The organism is Bdellovibrio bacteriovorus str. Tiberius, assembly GCF_000317895.1.
In the GTDB taxonomy this organism is placed as follows: domain Bacteria; phylum Bdellovibrionota; class Bdellovibrionia; order Bdellovibrionales; family Bdellovibrionaceae; genus Bdellovibrio; species Bdellovibrio bacteriovorus_F.
The window spans coordinates 1,754,821-1,773,862 of record NC_019567.1 but is presented as its reverse complement, the minus strand read 5'-3'; the positions used below and the strand labels follow the sequence as shown (position 1 = coordinate 1,773,862).

Below are 19,042 nucleotides of genomic sequence, written 5' to 3'. Positions count from 1 at the left end.
CTTGGCGCCCATGACGCCCCGCCAACTAGCAACCATAGCTCAAAGAACAAGCTGGATATTGCATTCAAGCACTAAACTTGTATTATAAGCCCATTCAAAAAAACGACTTTGGAAGGATGTACATATAGATGAGGGTTGTCGTCACTGGAGCTTCTGGCTATTTGGGATCAGCATTACTAAATTTACTTGAAGCCAAGGGCATCCACACAATTGCTCTAACTAACTCAAGCTCTCCTGCAACAGAGTCCGATTATATTCACACGATCCCTTTGTCATGCATGAACGAAGTCCTGCCGAATGCGCCAGACATTATTTTCCACCTGGCGGCTTATATACCTCAAGACTATACTCTGCCCGATCCGCGACTTTTTGACACACAAGTACAGCTAACTTCCAAGCTAATTAACTTGTTCCCTCAGGCTAGATTTATATATGCCTCGTCAGTTTCTGTTTACGGCAACCAATCTGGCACCATTACAGAAACTTTGGAAATTAAAGAACCTTCCAACTATGCACTATCGAAGATTGCTGGTGAATTCACTGTTCAGAACCTATCGGAGAACTACGGAATTATACGGTTTGCGTCACTGATTGGTCCTGGGATGCGCAAGGGAACTTTCATTCCCACTCTTGTAGACGATGCGACAAAAAACAATTATATCGAACTTTGGGGAGATGGCTTAAGAGTTCAATCATATATGCACGTCTACGATGCCGCACAGCTAGCACTAGAAGCAGGCCTAGCAAGATATGGAAAGAACCTTTATCTTGGGGCCGGATGGAACAACCATAGTGACCGCGACGTCATCAACATAATGTCCCAATTGCTACCTGGTCTTGAGGTGAGGCATAAATCTGCCCCCCCTTCAAACCAGAGACTTTTCAACAATCAAACTACACAAAGCAGTTTGACCTTTAAACCAACAAAAACTCTTCATATGACCTTAAAAGAAATGATAGAACATGCACTATAATATCCTTGTTACTGGAATTGGTGGAAATGTTGGCCAGGGCATTTTGCGTAACATCAAAAGCATGAATGGCCCTTTCAACCTTATTGGAACCAACACGTCACTCATCTCCGCAGGAAATCACCTTTGCGACAAAGTATATAAGGTTCCCTACGCCCAAGCCCCCGAATACAAGGACGCCCTTATTCGAATCTGCCGCGATGAAAAGATTGACCTAATAATCCCGAGCACTGATGCGGAAACTGTTGAACTTGCAAAGATGATGCTCGAACTTCCCGTCACTGCTGTTTCAGACCAATCAGCTTGCTCGGTTTTTTATGACAAGTGGGAAACGGCCTTGGTATTTGAGAAGCTTACATTACCGTTCGCGGAGTCTTGGAGGCCAAATATTGATACCCCCAAAGCTCCACTTTCAGAAACAATTGTCAAACCCAGAGTGGGAAGAGGGTCTCGAGGCATAGTTGTCTGCCCTGACACCCTTGAAGGCTTTGGACCAGAGTATGTTGCACAAAGAAGACACGTTGGGAAAGAAATCACCTCTTCCTTCTATGTTACAAAAACCGGCAAAGTCCTGGGACCCTTTACATTCGAAAGGGAACTCCAAGCTGGCACCACAGTGTTATGTAAAGTTGAAAAAAGGTATGACCCAGTGCTGGCCGAAATTATTAAAACACTCGTCAAAAATGTTAAGATCAAAGGCAGCTGCAATATACAGGCAATTGTCGAAGACTCTGGCGGCATCATTCCATTTGAGGTGAACTGCCGTATATCTGGAACTAACTCCATCCGTAGTCAGTTTGGATTTCGAGATGTAGAATGGACCGTCCAGGAGCTCTTGCTGAATGAGGAGCCCCATGCGACTGCGTTCGGCGAAGGATGCGCAGTGCGAATTCTGATGGATGTTATTTATCCCGACAAAGACATTAGTGACGTCCTGGATGGTCATACGCCACATAGGATTTTCTGATGAATACAATAAAATATGTACTGCTGGATGTCGCAGGAACACTAATTAACAAGCCTGAGCTCTACCCGACAATTTCAAAATCTCTGTCAAAATTCGGGTATAACTTAGATGAAAATTTTATTGAGCAGCAACATAAATTACTTACGGAATTAATCAAATTCCCAGACAATACAGACCAAACCTTTTACAAGCACTTCAATCAAGAGCTACTATATGCTCTCGGAATAGAGCCCTCTGAGGAGCTGGTGAATCACATCTATACTTCGTGCAAAAAACTTAAATGGCATATCTGCGAAGATTCTACAGAATTTCTCAATAGCATTTCACTGCCTAAAGGTATACTTTCAAATTGGGACCTGACCTTGGAAGCGAAACTCAAGGAGTTTTTTCCTGATGTATCTTTTAACAATATTTTTGGGTCCGCCCAGATGCAAGCCTCGAAACCGTCACAGCTTTTTTTCAACAAAGCTCTGAAAATGATAGATTTGGATCCACGGGAAATTCTCTATATTGGAGACTCAATAAAATTGGATATTGCACCTGGGAAAAAGCATGGCCTAAACACTATTCTAATTGATCGCAATAATATCTTTAAAAACTTTAAAGGGGTTCGCGTTACTAGCTTCAACGAAGTCACAAAGAATTTTGAACTATGAGCACCTCTGCAAACTCATACATCACAGGATTTGACGAAGTCCGAGCAGTTGCATCAATAGCGGTCGTCGTGCACCATATTGAACTCTACAAATTTCGCCAGAATGACCCAAGTTTATTTGACACTAATCTTTTCTATTTTATCGACAATCTAGGTCACAATGCGGTCATGCTATTTTTTGCCTTATCAGGATTTCTAATTACTTGGCTACTTGTTCAGGAAAAGGATAAGACCGGGTCAATCAACATAAAGACCTTCTATTTTCGTCGTGCAGCCCGAATCCTACCATTATATTATTTACTCATACTCGCATCTTGCACCGCAATGCCAGCCTTAGCTAGTCTTTCCTTTACAGATGGCGAACTCCACTTCCAGAATCTAATAGGGAATCTCAGCTTCAACGAAATCTTCCTTTATTTTCTAGTCCTGCCCAACGTAGCCATTTCACTTGGCATGAGAGTAGCTGGACTTAGTCAAAGTTGGTCGATTGGAGTCGAAGAACAGTTTTACTTGGCTTGGCCGCATGTAATAAAAAATTTTTCAATCAAGCATCTTCCTTGGATACTGCTCATCTTTGCCCTGATTAAATCTTTCTTTCTAAACAACATTGAGTCTTACTTTCCTTTTATTCGCACATTCCCATATGTGCAAATCCTGATTCGTCAGTTCGCGATCGAGTACATGGCACTGGGAGGACTGTCTGGATGGTTGCTTTACTATCATCCCTTTTCCACCAATAAAAAGAGACGCCTATTTTTAGCCAGCTTAATCCTGCCAGCTCTTTTGTCTTTTTTCTTTCAAATACCGCCACTAGTGCAGGCAGCAATTTTTTCAGCAGCTCTACTGGGAGTGGCAAACTCTATTGGCTCTAAAGATACCTTCTTAAGCAAGATTGGACAAAAATCCTACGGTATTTACATGTATCACCCGATTCTAATGTTTATTAGCTTCGCAATCACTAGGACTTTCATGGGTAGCATAAAGGGGCTCTGGCCAAACTTGATTCTATATATCAGCGTAATAAGTACTACCACTCTAGTAAGTTGGCTTTCCTTTGAGTATATAGAAACGCCTATACGCAAATACATTTTGGAAAAATACAGAGCGATTGGAGCGATCTCAACCCTAGCAAATCATTAAATCAGCAAATGGCCTAGCGCATCACTCTCCTCACTTGAGAGCGAGTACTTTACCAGTGACACCGAATTAATATAAATCTACAATTTCACAATGTCCGCATCCAGATCATCTATAGTTTTAACTCTACTCGCATGCTTTGTGCCGCTTTCTTTAGCACTTAATCTGTTTAATTTTTTCTGGATGGACGGCGTTTTTGCAATCGTAACAATTATTTCATTCTGCTTCTCAGAAAAGTCCTGGGCCGGCATTCGCAATACCTTCGGTTTTACCAATAAGTTTCTACTGACATGCCTTGCCGCATATCTTGGCTCTGGAATCATGGGTTACTTTTTGAACAGCCCTATGCAAATGCATGAGTGGAACAAGATCGCTAGTCTGCGCTGGATTTGGGGCTTTTTTGCCTGCCATGCTGTTGGTCATTTGCTTGCAGAAAAATCCAAGAAGTTCAATTGGTCATTCACTGCCCTTATTGGGATTTTGGGCTGGATAATCTATCGCCAGTATAATATGACCGCCGGTGACTTCATCACTCCCGACCACAGACTCCAAGGGTTTTACAGCAACCCCAATTATTTTGCTCTGGCTCTAGTCCTAGTCTGGGCAATGGTTTTATCGTTTGTTCTTTATTCCAACGACTGCCCGTCAAGAACATCTGCGACTCTTGCATTAGTACTGGCGACCATTGCGCTTATTGCCACCTATACCAGAACCTCCTGGATCGGCATGATCTGCACTTTAGTGGTCGCCCTTTTCTATACCAGGAACAAAAAGGCCATCGCCATTTCTGGGCTTACGCTTGCCGTATTCGCGGCAGCCGTTGCCTTGAACGTCTTTGAGCTGAAAGACAGAATACTTTACACTTTCGACTTTTCTGGTGTTAATTCCCAAATCGCCCGCCTGACCATTTGGAAAGTCTCATGGCAAGTGTTCCTGGATCATCCTCTCTTCGGCGTGGGCTTCGAGAATGCGGCAAAACTATTCCCTTCTTATTATGTAAAGATGGGTCACGCAAATGAGTACGTTGTCGGCCATGCTCATAATCAGTTTTTGGATACCCTGGCTGGCGCTGGAATCTTTGGACTGGCGGGATATCTTGGTGCGTTCGGCGGGGGCGCCGTATTCTTCTATCATAAACTCAAATACTCTGCTGAACTCCACAAAAAGCAGCTGGCACTTGGCTCGATTCTTTGTATCGTGGCCCTTTTTGCCTGCTCTTGGACTGAAACACCATTCATCCAGCATGAAGTACGGAACTTCATCTTAATCCTTCTGGGATTTTCTTACGGTTACCTTGCTGGCAAACCCCAACAACAAACTACTCTCTAAGATCGACCAAGGTAGCTAATCAAACAACCGGTCCCCGTAAATCTCCTCAGCAAAGTATTTCTTTAAGAACTCCGGATCGACCAGGTCTTCTGGAGATTTGCGACAGGTATCCACCAGATAGTTATAATAAGCATTCTGAATCCCAATCCGCTCTGACAAGATCCCCGGCAGGCAGAAGATCGGGCGTTGCTCGCTCTCTTTGGCAATCGCCTCCGCCACACCAACGTCCTTCAACCCATAACCCTTCACGTACATCGGCACCTTGCCGTACACGATCTGCTGGGACCGATTCAGGGTCGAAAACTGGAAGGATTCGTTCCGTGAACCACGGGCACTGAAATAGTCATCATCGAACTCATGGCGTTTATAAAAGGAAATGGTCATCGCAGGCTTGTGATCCCCAAAGATCACAAAGATCACCGGGCGATTGTTTTGCTGGGCAAGCTTGACCGCCGCATTCTTAAAATCCAGGAACTGTTGTACTGTTTTTCCGAGCTTTTCCTTATATACAGCTTCGCCGCCGTCCCCGTCAGTATCTGCATACGGCCCATGGGTGTATACCGAGATCAGGAAGGCAAAGGTCTTCTTCCCGGCCTTCAGGCTGTCAGCGTACTTGGTCAAAGCCAGGTCAAACAGGACTTTGTCTTCCGGGTACTTGCTGCCATCAGACCAGCTCATGGAATCGGCAAAGAACGATCTTTCAAAACCAAACTTCGGATGAACGATATCGCGCTTCCAGAAAAAACCGTCATTGGCGTGTGCCGACCAGGTGTCATAGCCATTTTCTGCAAAAATTCGGGGCACGGCTTCGGCCTTGGCCGAATACCTTTCCGCAAAATACTGGAAATCAATCCCCTTGTACCGGCGACTTGGAAGTCCCGTAAGAACCTCAAATTCTGCCTCGGCCGTCATCCCCCCGTAAACCGGAGAAATCACCGTCGCATGGGCAAAGCCGTCTTTTTCCAGATCCGCAATCGGAGTCACAAAGCTGTCGTTGCTGCTGGTATAGCAGGACTCACACAAAACCAAAAAGACATCCGGCTCGTATTTGGCTTTTTTCGGATCAATCACCGCATTCAGATCCTCGTAAGGAAGTTTTCCCTTGGCCGGAATCTGCCCCGTCGGCAGCGTCAGGAAAATATGATTTAGAATGCCGTTTTCCTTCACATTGGTGGCAAAGTTCCAGTCCACATAGGTTACTCGTGCCAGCTTAAACAATGAGCTGACCGGGTTGGCCTGGGATTCCGTGGGATGGCGTTCCTGCACAATGGACATCGCCACCATGAAAAAGACCGGCAAAAACAGCAATTGCTTTTTCTGGAAGGAAATCCCCTTCCAAACACAGAGCAAAAGCCCGATCACAATCGCCGGAATCACATAATCAGTATAACTTTTCAGGAAAAAAGCCTGTTTCCAGGCAAAGATATCCGAGGCCTCAAAGGGAGAGTTCGTCAATGCCATCTTCATCAGATGAATCCGAACCCCCAAGCACTCGATCAGGAAAATGAAAAAAGCCGCAGGATACGGGCGCAGGAATACCAGCACAGAAAAATACAACAGCCACGGCATCAACAGCTTTACAATCAGAAGATATTTGAAGGCATAAAGCTGCAAAAGTGCGCTCAGCACACTCAAGCTCAGCAATCCCCATAAAACCTGTTTATTCTGTGGCAATCTGAAGCGCATCGCGAAAAAGCCCTATGACAAAAGCAGCTTGGAGTACTTGGACTGATTTTCCTGCACGTACTTTGGCAAGCGCTCCACTCCAGTAGGCTTAAACTTCATCGGACGATTGAAGATGTCTTTTCCAGAGCGAACTTGGGTTTCCACCCATTGGGGATTGAACATATCTTCCGTCATGTATTCGGTATGACTGTAGGCGCGCATTTTTTTAAGAATCATCTCAGTCCCACCCATGAACGAGAAATGCCATCCCCCGTCCATCACCATGGTGTGCTCGCTGTCTTTTTTACTGCGATAAGTGCGCATGTTGTTGCAGCCGTACTTCTTGAAATAAGAATAGTTCGCCATCACCGTTCCATGCCAAGGGATATAGTCCTTGTACATTTCGTTGGGCTCGGTGTGCTCATACGCCAAGTTGTTCAAGTAATAGTAGTAAAGTTCCTGATAGAAGGTCTTGATGCCCGGCTTATGCAGGTATTCAGTCACCTTTTCCGGAGTCGGGATTTCGTCCACGTCCGAGAAGATGATCACGTCCTCTGGCGCACAGTTCACCAAAGCTTTGGCCAATGCGTTTCTTTGATAGTCCTCGCGGTCCCAGTTGCTGAAGGGACGCAGTTTCCTCCAGTTGATTTTCGGGAAGTCCTCAACCACCACGTGGATGATTTTAGATTCAAACTGGGCATAACGTTGTTTATTTTCGATATAGAAAAGCGGCTTATCTGTACCACGGAAGGTCTTTTTAGATTCGATGATCACGAATTTGTCGACAACCTTGTCCAAAACATTCAGACGGATCTCCAGAAGATCCAACTCATCATAAAAAACAAAGCAATCATAGACCATAGAACCCACCCGTCTTTTTCAGCCAAGGAACCTAAAATACCGAATCTGTTGAAAAAAATGTACCAGTAAGTCGCCAAAATGCATCACCCCATAAAGACACAGCTTGTCGAAATCAATGTACACCCCCAAATCCCCGTAGTATGAAAAAAACATGAGATTCCTGTCTTCCTCCATTGGCTTTCTTCTTCGCATCACCATCATCGGCGCTGTGTTTCGCGCTATCGTGGCCATTTATCTACAAATCTGGGATTTGATGGATTTCAGCACCATCAAAAACACCTTCCCGGCCTTTCTTCACGGCTGGCACTTTGACTTGGCCATCGGAGCGGTGGCTTATTTGCTGCTTTACTGGCTGATTCTGATTTTCAACCTTTCACCGAAAGCGGCAAGACGATGGAATTTCCTTTTCCTGTGGGTTTACATCGTGATGGTGGTGACCGATTCCCTGTACGCCAAGGAAACCGGCCGTCATCTTTCCTATGAAATCTATTCGATGTTCACCATAGAAGGCTCAATGGTGACCCTGTTTGGACGTTACTGGGTGGCGGTGCTGGTGTCATTGGCAGCCGCTGCAAGTTTGAATCTGTGGCTTTCTCCGAATTATAAACCCTCGTCCGGTCCCGTTGGGCGCACGTTTGCGATGCTGCTTGCGGCAATTCTGGCCGTCATGGGCTTCCGTGGCTTTGAGGGCATCCCGCAAGATCCTTCTTGGGCCTATCGCGCCGGTGGCGGACCGCAAGGAGCTTTCCTGGCCCTGAACGGAGCTTATGGAATTTTCTGGGCGGCCGTGGGCGAAAAAAAATCCAGCAAAGAAAACGTCGCATCCCCCAAAGACATTGATACCGAAAAAGTCTTTGCCGCTTGGAAAGCCCAGCGTGGCATCCACACACCCATCGGAGGCTTTGACGGCAACATCGTGATCGTCTTCCTGGAAAGCTGGTGGGGTTCAGAAGTGAACCGCATTCAAGATGGTGTGGAAATCCTGCCTTTCTTCAACAAACTTCGCCGCGAGTCCCTGCACACAGATTTGTTCCTGGCCGGGGGCCATCGCACCACCGAAGGGATTTTTGCAAGCATGTGCAGCCTTCCCAATCCACTTGGGAAAAGCATCATGTACTCGGAAATTGAAAACAAAGATTTCATCTGCCTTCCGCGCTTGCTGACGGAAAAAGGCTATAGTTCGGCCTTCTTCCAAGGGTCTGACCAGTACACGAGCGGCACAGGGTTGCTGGTGCTGAAAACCGGCTTCCAAAGTTCTTACGGAAAGCGTGATATTCCAGATTACGAAAAACTTGAACAAAACGCCTGGGGTGTTTACGACACTGATTTGTATAAATTTGCGCTGGATAAAATGACGGGCCTGCGCGAACCATTCCTGGTGGGCATCAACACCAACACCACCCACGACAACCTGTTCCCGGCGCGAGCGGATCGCCAAAAGTACAAAACCATTCGCCAGTGGGCGGACACAGAACTTAAGGACTTCCACAAACTACTGCAAAGCCGCAAGTGGGAAAAAGACTGGCTGCTGGTCTTGGTTGCCGATCACACCACTTACGGGGGATCGAGCATCTTTGATCACTACGCGATTCCGTTTTTGATGAAACACTATACTAAAGACGGCAAGGAAAGCTCGGTACTGCCAAACAAACTCTTGCCGGGAGCGTTCTCACAACCCGACATCGCTGCCACGTTAGCTGATATCACTGGAGTGAAAGCTCCGACATTCCTGGGCAGATCCTTGGCGCGTCCGGAAGCATTCAGTCCCGGAGCAAGTGTTTTTCATTTAGGTCAGTCCGCGTGGTTTGAAAATGAATGGGCCGTGGTCTTTAACATTCGCAACCCGGGTGAAGAAAGATGCTTTAAGTGGAAAGAGGACATGAGCTTCACCAAAGAATCCCCATGTCCTGCCAATGGCAAAAAAATGCACGAAGAAGGCTTAAGCTATATCAAAGAGTCGCAGGAGCTTTTGTTCCAGTAAAAGCCCCCAGCCTTTCAGATAAGACATTTTTTCCTAATGATTTCATTTGTTTACAATTCTGAAACTGCTATCTTGCAATTGTATATACATGTATATACAATTGAGAGATGCTGCTATATCAACTGGTCGACAAATTTCAATACGAAAAGATCCCTTTCACCCTGGTGGGGGGCTATGCCCTTGCACTGCATGGCATTGTACGCGCTACCATGGATGTGGATTTCGTTTTAAATTTAAAACTAGAAGACTATCAAAAAGCTGAGACCGCCCTAGCCAGTCTCGGATTACAACCACGCATCCCAGTGCGCGCTCAGGACATCATTCAGTTTCGCAAAGAATACATCGAGGAACGAAATCTAATTGCATGGTCATTTGTGGACTTTAAAGATCCAAGTCGTCAGGTGGATATTCTTATCACAAAAAACCTTAAAGACTTGGATGTTGTAAAAATATCCGTAGCGGGCCGACGCATTCCCGTCGCCAGTCTGAAGGAGCTTTTGAAAATGAAGCTGGAATCCAACCGCCCCCAGGACCAAATAGACATCTTGCGAATTAAAGAGGTTTTGAATGAAAAGAAATAAAATCTCTCCCGAAGAAGCCGTGGAGTTTATTGAGTCATTCAATAAGATGATCCACGACAAAGATGAGCCAACAGAAGCAATCAGCCTGCGCATTCCTGCAAACTTGCTGCGTGCTCTGAAAACGACTGCAAAGATACAGGACACAAAATATCAAAGCCTTATTGTTAAATTTATTCGCGAAGGCTTAAAGAATTCGTAGTTTGAATCTGCTCTCTTAATGTGCTCCGGCTTCGCTGAGCGCAGGCTTCAGCATCAACATCATCGCCTTGCAAGTGGCGTGAGATCCATCATCCCAGAACGACGGCCCGGCATCATCCCCGGGCACCCCGTCCCAGTACGACTGCACGTGAACCTTGTCGGATTCCAGGCCCTTGATCATCTCTAGCCACTCTTGATGGGACTTCACTGCATCCGGATGGTCCTTTGCGTGTCTGCGAACAAATTCAGGATGAAACGGCGGAATCAGGATCAGGACTTCCACACCCTGTTCAGCCGTGGCTTTGATTTGCTTTTTGAATAACTCGACAAATTCGGGATTTAGTGGAGCCTTCATCGGGCCACCGAAAGTGGAATAGCTGACGTCGATTTCTTTGGCCAAAACATCGGCCGTGGTTTTTCCGGCATAATCCGCGGCTGCACACTTTTGATAGTCAATACCACTGCCACTGCCTTTGGGTGCAAACATGCCGTCAGCTTTTTTCTGATTCAACTGATGAATTGCCGCTTCTAAAGTATTATGACTGATCAGACTTTGCAGGTGCTCCAGATAGTACTTCATACCATCAAGACCTTCGACATCAGCCAGCAGTTTTTCCCGCAAGACCGGAGTCTGGCGAACTTTCACATCGGTGACTTCCCCGGCAAGCTCGAAATAGTCGGCAATCCAGATGACTTTCTTTAAAGGCAGCTTTTGATCCAAGGCTGTTCGTAACAGGGACACTTTCAAAAGCAAGCCAGCGCCTCCCTTCGAAAGATTGATCGTCTTAAGCCCTGTGACTTCTTCCACCCACAAAGCCGAAGTCGTTTCCCCACGGGAAGACCCCAGGATCACAATCTCGGTGTCAGGATTCGCCCCGACAATCTGGGCCGCCTGAAAATAGACGTTCTGGCTTTGGCGATTCGTATCGATAGAATCACAGCGATAATAACACATCGGATCCACAGCAAAGTTAAACCCTGCCAACAGCGCCATAAGTCCGATGATGAAAGCCGCAAGGAAAAGAATCATTTTCAAAGTATTGCTTTTCATACGTCCCACCTAGAATTGGAAATAAAGGAACGGAGATTCCTCACCCATGTAAGCCAAACACACCACAAACATCAGCGCCATCAATGCCGCCCGCCAAAGCCTCGGTTTGAATTCTCGCTCCCACGTGTTTTTGGCAAGGAAGGCCACCAAGATCCCCACACCCAGCGCCGCAAAGAAGCGGTCTTTATGTTTAAGCGGAATCAAAGTGATGTCCCAGTTGATGTCCCCATTAAGCATGAACACCTTCTGCAGCCAGAACAGCGCCTGCTCAACGGAATGTGCACGGAAGAACACCCAGCCCACACAGACCAGGAAGAAAGTGAAGGTCCACCTTACGTACTTGTTTTTAACCGTGTACCAGCCACGATCCTTAAACAGTCTTTCGATCGCCAGGATCCCACCGTGGAAACAGCCCCAGACCAGATATGTCCAGTTCGCCCCGTGCCACAGGCCACCAATTGCCATGGTCAAAAACAGATTGCGGTAAGTTTTCAAAACTCCGGCGCGATTTCCGCCAAGGGAAATATAAAGGTAATCTTTCAACCACGAAGACAGCGTGATATGCCAGCGCTGCCAGAATTCAGTGATGGACAAAGATTTGTAAGGCGAGTTGAAGTTCTGCGGGAACTGGATGTTCATCATCAATCCCAATCCCACCGCCATGTCGGAATAACCGCTGAAATCAAAATACAACTGCATGGTGTAGCCGATCATGGCAATCCACGCCTCAGCCGTAGAAGCCCCGGCCATATTCATCACCAGCGGATCCACCACTGCCGCGATACGGTCGGCAATCATCATCTTTTTTGCCAGACCGAACACGAAGAAATAGCAACCTTTCCAGAAGTTCTCGGGATTGAAGAAATAGGTCTTTGAATCTTCCAACTGAGGAACGATGTAGTTATGACGAACCAGTGGACCTGAAATCTGGTGCGGGAACAAGGTCACGTAACCTGCAAACTCCAAAAGATGCGCGTGCGCACTGGAGGTCTTGCGATAAACGTCGATCACGTAAGACAGGGACTGGAAGGTGTAAAAGGAAATACCGATGGGCAGTACGAGATTTAAAATCGGCAGCGGTCCCGCAAGCCCCGTCACCTGCAGGGCTCCATTCAAAGAGTCCGCAAAGAAGTTGTAGTATTTAAAGAATCCAAGAATGCCGAGATTGGCGATCACCGAAATCAGCAGGAAGGTCTTTCGGCGAGCCTGTGAGGTCGTCATTGAAATGGCTTTGGCTAAATAGAAATCCAGAACCACTGTGAAGAGCAGCAGGAAAACATACACCGTGCTCCAATAGCAATAGAAGAACACACTTGAAAGGAACAAGAACCACAGCTGTAGGTTCTTTTTCGTGATCCAGTAATAGCCGAGCAAAGTGAACGGCAGGAACAGGAATAAAAAGGCGTAGGAGTTAAATAGCATGGGCAGACACTACCCAAAAAATGGCTCAGAAAAAAGGTTCTGCTGCCATTTTTGGGCCACAGTGCGTCTAACTCACTCTACCCCAAAAAGAAACTGGCACTTCTGATCCGAACCTGGGACTCGGCCGCCTTCAGAAGCAGGTATTGCGCAATTTATTCACTCCTGCTTCTTGCTCTCACACCCCATATTGACAATTTCACCAAAATACGGTAATTTACCGTACTGAAAGGTTCTATGGAAAGTCGAACACAGGTTCGAATATCCAGATTCGCAGAGAAGCAGTTAAAAAGAATCCCTTCACACATTAAAGAAGCCCTACGTTATTGGGCAGAATCCATCGAGCTGATCGGTTTGAGTCAGACAAGAAAGCTCCCGGGCTACCATGACGAGCCTCTTAAGGGAGACCGCAAGGGACAACGATCCATACGACTAAATCGTTCTTATAGAGCAATTTACGTGGAAACGATCAAAGAGATTGAAATCATCGTCATTGAGGTGAACAAACATGAGTACTAAGAGCCTCACAAAGATTTTAGAAAAAGAACTAGGCCCGATGTCCTTTGGCGGCTTCCTGCGCGCGGCCAGAACCACCAAGTCCCTTTCTCAAACAGAAATGGCGATGCTTTTAGAAATCTCTAAAAGCACCCTCTGCGATATCGAAAAGGGCCGGCAAAATGTGAGCATCGATCTTGCCGCAAAGATTGCAAAGAAATGCGGCTTGTCCGAAGTATTGGCTGTCGAATGTGCCATTCACGATTATTTGCGAAAAGCCGGACTAAAAATGACTGTGCAAGTTCGGAAGTCCTCTTAAAAGTTGGCGCGCCAGCATGACGCGCCATGGGCCAAAAAAGAACCAGGAACCTTTTAGGATTTAAGGCCCAACAAGAAGTCGAAGTCCTCTTTGGTCAGGGCGCCGCCGGCCCCGGTCAGATCCGTGCTGGCTTCTGCTTCTGAGAACAGGCTTTGGAACTTGCGATTCTTGCGTTCCTTCAAAAGCTCCATCTTTTCTTCCAGGGATTCGTGCATGATATAGCGGAAGACCTGAACGGCCTTACGCTGCCCCAAACGGTGCGCACGGTCTGTGGCCTGATTTTCGACTGACGGATTCCACCATGGCTCCAGATGGAACACATAACTGGCCTTGGTCAGATTCAAACCCACCCCGCCCGTTTTCAGAGTCATCACCAGAACAGCCCCGCCGTTGGTTTCGTTAAAGTCCTTCAGAATCTTCTGGCGCTGCTTCGTTGGGATCGCCCCGTGCAACACAAAGACCGGGATGCCGACCGCTTTCAAAAGCTTTTCAGTGCGTTCCAGCGTCTGCAGGAACTGAGTAAAGACCAGCGCACTTTCGCCGGATTCAATGATTTCCTGCAAAGAGTCCATCAACGCTTCCAACTTAGGCGGCGTCTTTTCGTACTTCACCTCTGGCAATGCGCCGGGATCAGAGCACGCCTGACGAAGGCGCAGTAAAGCGGTCAACATCTGCAACTGCGACTGGGACTCCCCGGCTTCGCGGATGGTGTCTTGAATGCGCTGATTGTAAGCGATCGCAATATCGCGGTAGATCTGCTTTTGCTTGTCTTCAAAGGCGATACTGACCTTGGTTTCCTGTTTTTCAGGAAGCTGATCCAGGATTTCTTTCTTGGTTCGGCGCATGATCAAAGGTTTGGTTTTAAGCTTCAGATCCTCGACGTCTTCAAGCAACACCACTTCGGTGTTCACAAAGTGACGGCGGAAATCATCGTACTTGCCAAGACATCCCGGCACCACCAGATCCAACAACGAATAGAATTCACCAAAGTGATTTTCCATCGGAGTACCGGTCAGACACATTTTGAATCTGGCATTCAGCATACGCGCCGAACTGGTTCGTTTAGCAGTGATATTTTTCAGATTTTGAGCTTCATCAAAGATCAGCACATTCCAATTGTACTGGCTTAGGAACTCGTCATTTTCCATCAAAAGACCATAGGTCGTAACCACAACCAATGGTTCTTTGGCTTCAAGTCTTTTGCCAAGGCGGTCATGGTCCTTACTGGTAAAGATCTCAAACGGCAGTTCCGGGGTGAATTTCGCGACTTCGCTTTCCCAGTTGTACACCAAACTTGAAGGCACCACGACCAGCACCTGGCCCAGCTGTTCGCGCGTGCGAAGCAGATCCAGGAATGACAGCGCTTGCAGAGTTTTACCCAGACCCATGTCGTCGGCCAGCAGTGCACCCATACGCAGAGTGAACAGATCCAGCAACCACTGCACACCTTCGTGCTGATAAGTCTTAAGTTCCGCTTTCACCGAACCCGGCAGCTTGACCAGATCTGTGCGCGATCCCAAACCATCATAGAAGGCACAGATGCGCTTCCATTCATCGTCCCCGCGGAAGGCGTAGCCCGACGCGCGCAAAGCCAGCAATTCAAGCGCCTGGTGTTTCGGCAGCTGATAGTATTTATCGGTCCAGGCTTTTTTGGATGAATCTTTTTTACCGGCCTGAAGCTTTTGCCAGAATCCTTCCAAACGACGCAAAGACGGAATTTCTTTGCGCGGCACCAGGAAGAACTTTCCATCGTATTCAACCACACCGCCACTGCCCATGCTTTTCAGCTGAGTGGCATCAATTTCTTTCCCCTGCAGGAAGAAACGCGGATTCAGTTCAAACCAGTTCAGCATCCCTTCATCAAGTTTGCTGACAATCTGGAAGTCGACAACGAATTCGTTCTGACCAAGTTCTTGTAACAGCTGACCGCGCACATACAGGCGAATGCCATGATCCACCAACGGCTGCAGCAGTCCCAAGGACTGCGTTGGTGTGACATCTTCTTTACCCCAGGAAGGCATAAAGAAATGACCTTGTTCCAGCATGGGATCTTCTTCGATCTTTCCATCCCAGGCCTTGGTTAAAAAGCCGGTGCGGGCGCGTTTAAAGGCGCTGCCTTGGGTGGACAATGCCATGTATTTCAGAATTTCATAAAGAACACGGAATTCCCGTTCAACCGAGCCCGAGAACAGGTATTCCCCTTTGGAACTGTAAATGGCCTCACGCTCGCCAACAGATTTCAGAACTTTGGCGACATAGTCAGAAAAAATGCCCAAAACCCCTTTAGAGCACAGTTCATCCAACGGCTGAGTCTTGGTCAGACTTGTGCCGTCTCCGGTCACAAGCAAGCTGTGCACGCGATTATGCAACACCGGGAAGATATTCGCCGGGTCGCAGGTCGTGCCATCAGTCAGCTGACCTTCAAAGTGATAAGTCAAAGCCTCCAAAGTCAGATACTGCAAGACTCCGAGGTGTTTTAGAATCTTCAAATCCCATTCGCGCTTTTTAAAACTGCTCGAGGCCAGGGATTTAACTTCGGTTTGAAGTAAAAAGCCCAGCCCCTCTTGCAACGTGCGCATGATCAGCACCACCGGAGTGCTGAAGCCCTTTTTACTGACGGTTTCTTTTTCGTTGAGAGTGAAAACCTTTTCCGGGACAAAGCCTGCATCATCCTGATGATGCAGGTTCAGGACACTGGCAATAGCGCCCATGTCATGGCTGCCACCCTGAACGCGCACCGGAAGCGAACGTCCGCGCAAGAATTTCATAAAGGCCGCGGTTTCACCCTTGCCTTCAACATGCAGGTGCGAAAAGGCTCTGGGACGGTCTGCCTTCAACTGGCGGGAATAAAACTGATCTAAAGCTTCGCTTTCTTTTTTCCATGCAAAAGCAACAACCGCTCCGGTTGTGAAGTCCACCGCGAAGTTATCAAAGAAGATGTATTTCTGCTGATCTTTTTGCGCCGACAGCAAGGCTGAGGTTTTAACTTCCTCAGAGCCACTGAATTCAACTTTCCATTCAAAGGCGTCTTCGGCCTCAACACTGATGTTGCCAACCTGGAAGGCTTTTCCAAGATCTTTTTGATCCTGCAAATAAAACTTCAGATCCCCTTTGTTCACCCGGCGGGTGATACGGGAAAGAAGCTCTTGCATGACGGCTTCAATATCCAAAAGGTCCCGGCTGAAGAAGCGATGCGGGTCACTGGGAAGAAGTGGCCAAAGAACCTCAAAAGTTTCCTTGCGTGCGGGGCCCGGCAACAGATCGCGCGGAACCACGGATCGATAAGCATGACGAAGAATATCCCGGCTGCTGATTTGAACGCCGTCATTGAAATTATAACGAAGAAGCCCAGCCAACTGATCCTGATGGCGCACATCAGCCCAGTAAACGGTTTCTTTTTGCAAAGACCCGCGGAAAGCCTGAGGCAGTCCCCACACCGCCCCGGTGCCGGATTCGTCCCCTTCGGCAACACGGCCCAGCTCATAGACCTTGTTCCATTCTGGCAGGTATTCTTCCAACGCGCGATCGTCGTCCAACGAAAGCGTTTCAGAAACCAGACTGATGGATTCAAGCTTTAAGTTTTCAGGCAGGCCTTTGCCATCACCCTCACCGCGGCGGGCTTTTTTGGTTTCCGTCAGATCCCAGAAGTCCTCGCAGAAATTACTGACCTGGAAGCTGTGATTACGCAGGAATCCACGATCCACCGACAGTGCCCACCAAATCAGAATCAATGAGGCCCACTCATGAACGCAGATGTCTTCTTTGTCCTTGCGGCTTTCAGCACACTGGGCGCAGTGGAAGGTCAGATCCCCGCCATCAGCGTCTTCTTCGACCTGCACATAGGATTTGCGCAAAGTGGATTCTTCTGCGTAAACGAACTGGATGTCTAATCCGCCGTCTTCCTTCTTTTGGATGTTGTGGCTGTCCAAAGACAATTTTTTTAGAATGCGGAATGCGTTTTCAGCAACAGGCATTTGCTCCAGGGTCGCAAGATCCTTGGGGCTGACTAACTGGGAAATTTTTTGAAGACTTAATCCGGAAAAGGCCATCCCTACAAGGTAGCAGAAGTCCTTGAAGAATAAAATTCTTTATACCACTGAAGTGTTTCTTTCAGAGTATCTGTGAGATTTCTTTGAACTTTCCAGTTCAGATCGCTCTGAGCGAGCTTTGAATCCAAATTCGCATGCACGGACAACGAGGACTTCGACCCCTCGCCCAAATTCACCCGGGCATTTTCTCCCCAGGCTGTCGCCAAAGCTTGCGCAACTTCACCGACTGTGTTAGTATCTTTCGCCGCAAAATTATAGGTCGGCGCAAGCTTCGGTCCGCGTTCATACAAAGCCTCGGCAAGACTCATCAGGCCCACCACCTGATCCAACACGTGAATCCACGGGCGCACGGACTGAGGGTTCTTTAAATCAAAGCTGTTGCCAGCCACGAAGGCCTGCACAGCCTGCGGAATCAACGCCTGCTCGGTGAAGTCCCCGCCACCAATGGCAGAACCAATACGAGCCGTGGCTATGGCGATTTTATGTTTATTGTATTTTTCAGGGGCAAAAAAACTCTGACGATAAGAAAGAGCAATCATCTCGGCACAGAGCTTTGCTGTGGGTAAAATCGCTGACGGCGCCACTGCATCTGTTTCAGTCAGATCCTCGCCGGAAATTTTTCGTCCATAGACCTTATCTGAGCTGACCACCACCAAGGAACGCACCGATGCGGTTTCCCGCATCAGCTCCATCAAGGTCGCCGTTCCAAGTGCTGCTTTGCCAAAGGTTTCCAAAGGTCTTTTGCCAAGGTCAGAAATCAGACCGCTTTCCCCCAGATGCAAAACCACATCCGCTTCAGCAAACTGCAAAGCCTCGCGCAACGCGGACTCATCCCGCATATCCCCGTAGGTCATCGAGATTTTCTGCCCCAGATTTTTCAAATCAAAAAGATTCGGAGATGTCGCGGCGGGCTCGCCAAAGCCAAACACCTGGGCTTGGGAATCAAGCAGAGTCTGCACCAGCCACGCCCCCAGAAAACCCGTGGGGCACGTGATGAAAACTCTTTTACCGCTCCAGAATTGAGTCACGGCTTAAGCGCCGCCCAGAAGGTTTTGCTCCACCCCATGGCCACGATGATCCGGGTGCACCCAGTGCGCCAGAACCTTGCCTTCATAATTCCAATAAAAGCCCACAGGGTCTGTTTCAAAGATCGCCACACGCAGCTGACCGTTCTTTTCTGTCGCTTTCATTTTCAACAAGGTCTGAGCCAGAGATTCAGGGCTGATTTTCCCGCTGGACGCTGATGGCGTGCAGTGAGCCTCATAAAGACGGGCCAACAAAGAAAGCTCAACAAGGTTGAACATGCTTTCACGAATAAAGTACTTATCAGTCTGAAGTGATGTCATCCCACTAGCCTAACCACT

The 19,042-nt window shown here is 47.7% G+C and carries 17 protein-coding genes; 10 read left to right on the top strand and 7 right to left on the bottom strand.

From position 1 onward, the window contains the following. The first annotated feature begins 128 nt into the window (after nucleotides 1-128). The 5 genes from BDT_RS08405 (at nucleotide 129) to BDT_RS08385 (ending at nucleotide 5,059) form a co-directional block, all read left to right on the top strand. Complete coding sequence (locus tag BDT_RS08405; RefSeq protein WP_015090811.1) at nucleotides 129-974, top strand: NAD-dependent epimerase/dehydratase family protein; 846 nt, start codon at nucleotides 129-131, stop codon at nucleotides 972-974. Then, complete coding sequence (locus tag BDT_RS08400) at nucleotides 964-1,938, top strand: ATP-grasp domain-containing protein (RefSeq protein WP_015090810.1); 975 nt, start codon at nucleotides 964-966, stop codon at nucleotides 1,936-1,938. Before BDT_RS08405 ends, BDT_RS08400 begins: the two co-directional genes overlap by 11 nt. Beyond that, nucleotides 1,938-2,594: an HAD family hydrolase gene (locus BDT_RS08395; protein WP_041577435.1), complete on the top strand. Its 657-nt coding sequence runs from the start codon at nucleotides 1,938-1,940 to the stop codon at nucleotides 2,592-2,594. Before BDT_RS08400 ends, BDT_RS08395 begins: the two co-directional genes overlap by 1 nt. Next, a complete protein-coding gene (locus tag BDT_RS08390) occupies nucleotides 2,591-3,733 on the top strand; it encodes an acyltransferase family protein (protein WP_015090809.1) in 1,143 nt (380 codons plus the stop codon). Before BDT_RS08395 ends, BDT_RS08390 begins: the two co-directional genes overlap by 4 nt. Nucleotides 3,734-3,823: 90 nt before the next feature. Continuing rightward, a complete protein-coding gene (locus tag BDT_RS08385; RefSeq protein WP_015090808.1) occupies nucleotides 3,824-5,059 on the top strand; it encodes an O-antigen ligase family protein in 1,236 nt (411 codons plus the stop codon). Nucleotides 5,060-5,074: 15 nt separating this feature from the next. On the opposite strand, the gene BDT_RS08380 is transcribed toward BDT_RS08385, so the two are convergent. Beyond that, entirely contained in the window at nucleotides 5,075-6,688 is a 1,614-nt protein-coding gene (locus BDT_RS08380; RefSeq protein WP_235046317.1) for an LTA synthase family protein, read from the bottom strand. A 69-nt stretch (nucleotides 6,689-6,757) separates the two neighbouring features. Further along, a complete protein-coding gene (locus BDT_RS08375; protein WP_015090806.1) occupies nucleotides 6,758-7,585 on the bottom strand; it encodes an N-acetylglucosaminyltransferase in 828 nt (275 codons plus the stop codon). A gap of 151 nt (nucleotides 7,586-7,736) precedes the next feature. Between BDT_RS08375 and BDT_RS08370 the strand changes: the two genes are divergently transcribed. The 3 genes from BDT_RS08370 to BDT_RS08360 all read left to right on the top strand — a co-directional run bounded on the left by BDT_RS08370 (nucleotide 7,737) and on the right by BDT_RS08360 (nucleotide 10,346). Continuing rightward, nucleotides 7,737-9,566, top strand: coding sequence for an LTA synthase family protein (locus BDT_RS08370; protein WP_015090805.1), 1,830 nt, complete (start codon nucleotides 7,737-7,739; stop codon nucleotides 9,564-9,566). Nucleotides 9,567-9,673: 107 nt separating this feature from the next. Then, nucleotides 9,674-10,147, top strand: coding sequence for a nucleotidyl transferase AbiEii/AbiGii toxin family protein (locus BDT_RS08365; RefSeq protein WP_015090804.1), 474 nt, complete (start codon nucleotides 9,674-9,676; stop codon nucleotides 10,145-10,147). Next, nucleotides 10,134-10,346, top strand: coding sequence for a CopG family antitoxin (locus BDT_RS08360; protein WP_015090803.1), 213 nt, complete (start codon nucleotides 10,134-10,136; stop codon nucleotides 10,344-10,346). The genes BDT_RS08365 and BDT_RS08360 overlap by 14 nt, the downstream gene beginning before the upstream one ends. A 15-nt stretch (nucleotides 10,347-10,361) precedes the next feature. Here BDT_RS08360 and BDT_RS08355 read toward each other — a convergent pair whose 3' ends face one another. After that, nucleotides 10,362-11,396 (bottom strand): hypothetical protein, encoded by a 1,035-nt coding sequence (locus BDT_RS08355; RefSeq protein ID WP_015090802.1) that lies wholly within the window; start codon nucleotides 11,394-11,396, stop codon nucleotides 10,362-10,364. Nucleotides 11,397-11,405: 9 nt separating this feature from the next. After that, a complete protein-coding gene (locus BDT_RS08350; protein ID WP_015090801.1) occupies nucleotides 11,406-12,818 on the bottom strand; it encodes an MBOAT family O-acyltransferase in 1,413 nt (470 codons plus the stop codon). A gap of 234 nt (nucleotides 12,819-13,052) precedes the next feature. Here BDT_RS08350 and BDT_RS08345 point away from each other — a divergent pair, with 234 nt between their 5' ends. Both BDT_RS08345 and BDT_RS08340 read left to right on the top strand, forming a co-directional pair. Beyond that, complete coding sequence (locus BDT_RS08345; protein WP_041577431.1) at nucleotides 13,053-13,334, top strand: type II toxin-antitoxin system mRNA interferase toxin, RelE/StbE family; 282 nt, start codon at nucleotides 13,053-13,055, stop codon at nucleotides 13,332-13,334. After that, nucleotides 13,324-13,629 (top strand): helix-turn-helix domain-containing protein, encoded by a 306-nt coding sequence (locus BDT_RS08340; protein ID WP_041577429.1) that lies wholly within the window; start codon nucleotides 13,324-13,326, stop codon nucleotides 13,627-13,629. The genes BDT_RS08345 and BDT_RS08340 overlap by 11 nt, the downstream gene beginning before the upstream one ends. A gap of 53 nt (nucleotides 13,630-13,682) precedes the next feature. Here the strand turns inward: BDT_RS08340 and BDT_RS08335 are convergent, their stop codons facing one another. From BDT_RS08335 to BDT_RS08325, 3 genes are read right to left on the bottom strand one after another with little or no spacing between them, the layout of a single operon-like run. Then, entirely contained in the window at nucleotides 13,683-17,678 is a 3,996-nt protein-coding gene (locus BDT_RS08335) for a DEAD/DEAH box helicase (protein ID WP_015090799.1), read from the bottom strand. 2 nt (nucleotides 17,679-17,680) lie between these two features. Then, nucleotides 17,681-18,706, bottom strand: coding sequence for a GDP-mannose 4,6-dehydratase (locus BDT_RS08330; RefSeq protein WP_015090798.1), 1,026 nt, complete (start codon nucleotides 18,704-18,706; stop codon nucleotides 17,681-17,683). Nucleotides 18,707-18,709: 3 nt separating this feature from the next. Then, the gene (locus BDT_RS08325; RefSeq protein WP_011164139.1) at nucleotides 18,710-19,024 is read right to left on the bottom strand and encodes a hypothetical protein; all 315 of its coding nucleotides are present in this window, start codon (nucleotides 19,022-19,024) and stop codon (nucleotides 18,710-18,712) included. Nucleotides 19,025-19,042: the final 18 nt, after the last annotated feature.

Bases quoted from the DNA above. Each gene is read 5' to 3' on its own strand.
- BDT_RS08390 (WP_015090809.1), top strand. From the start codon at position 2,591: ATGAGCACCTCTGCAAACTCATACATCACAGGATTTGACGAAGTCCGA.
- BDT_RS08395 (WP_041577435.1), top strand. From the start codon at position 1,938: ATGAATACAATAAAATATGTACTGCTGGATGTCGCAGGAACACTAATT.
- BDT_RS08335 (WP_015090799.1), bottom strand. From the start codon at position 17,678: ATGGCCTTTTCCGGATTAAGTCTTCAAAAAATTTCCCAGTTAGTCAGC.
- BDT_RS08365 (WP_015090804.1), top strand. From the start codon at position 9,674: ATGCTGCTATATCAACTGGTCGACAAATTTCAATACGAAAAGATCCCT.
- BDT_RS08405 (WP_015090811.1), top strand. From the start codon at position 129: ATGAGGGTTGTCGTCACTGGAGCTTCTGGCTATTTGGGATCAGCATTA.
- BDT_RS08355 (WP_015090802.1), bottom strand. From the start codon at position 11,396: ATGAAAAGCAATACTTTGAAAATGATTCTTTTCCTTGCGGCTTTCATC.
- BDT_RS08375 (WP_015090806.1), bottom strand. From the start codon at position 7,585: ATGGTCTATGATTGCTTTGTTTTTTATGATGAGTTGGATCTTCTGGAG.
- BDT_RS08325 (WP_011164139.1), bottom strand. From the start codon at position 19,024: ATGACATCACTTCAGACTGATAAGTACTTTATTCGTGAAAGCATGTTC.
- BDT_RS08385 (WP_015090808.1), top strand. From the start codon at position 3,824: ATGTCCGCATCCAGATCATCTATAGTTTTAACTCTACTCGCATGCTTT.
- BDT_RS08345 (WP_041577431.1), top strand. From the start codon at position 13,053: ATGGAAAGTCGAACACAGGTTCGAATATCCAGATTCGCAGAGAAGCAG.
- BDT_RS08400 (WP_015090810.1), top strand. From the start codon at position 964: ATGCACTATAATATCCTTGTTACTGGAATTGGTGGAAATGTTGGCCAG.
- BDT_RS08370 (WP_015090805.1), top strand. From the start codon at position 7,737: ATGAGATTCCTGTCTTCCTCCATTGGCTTTCTTCTTCGCATCACCATC.
- BDT_RS08340 (WP_041577429.1), top strand. From the start codon at position 13,324: ATGAGTACTAAGAGCCTCACAAAGATTTTAGAAAAAGAACTAGGCCCG.
- BDT_RS08350 (WP_015090801.1), bottom strand. From the start codon at position 12,818: ATGCTATTTAACTCCTACGCCTTTTTATTCCTGTTCCTGCCGTTCACT.
- BDT_RS08360 (WP_015090803.1), top strand. From the start codon at position 10,134: ATGAAAAGAAATAAAATCTCTCCCGAAGAAGCCGTGGAGTTTATTGAG.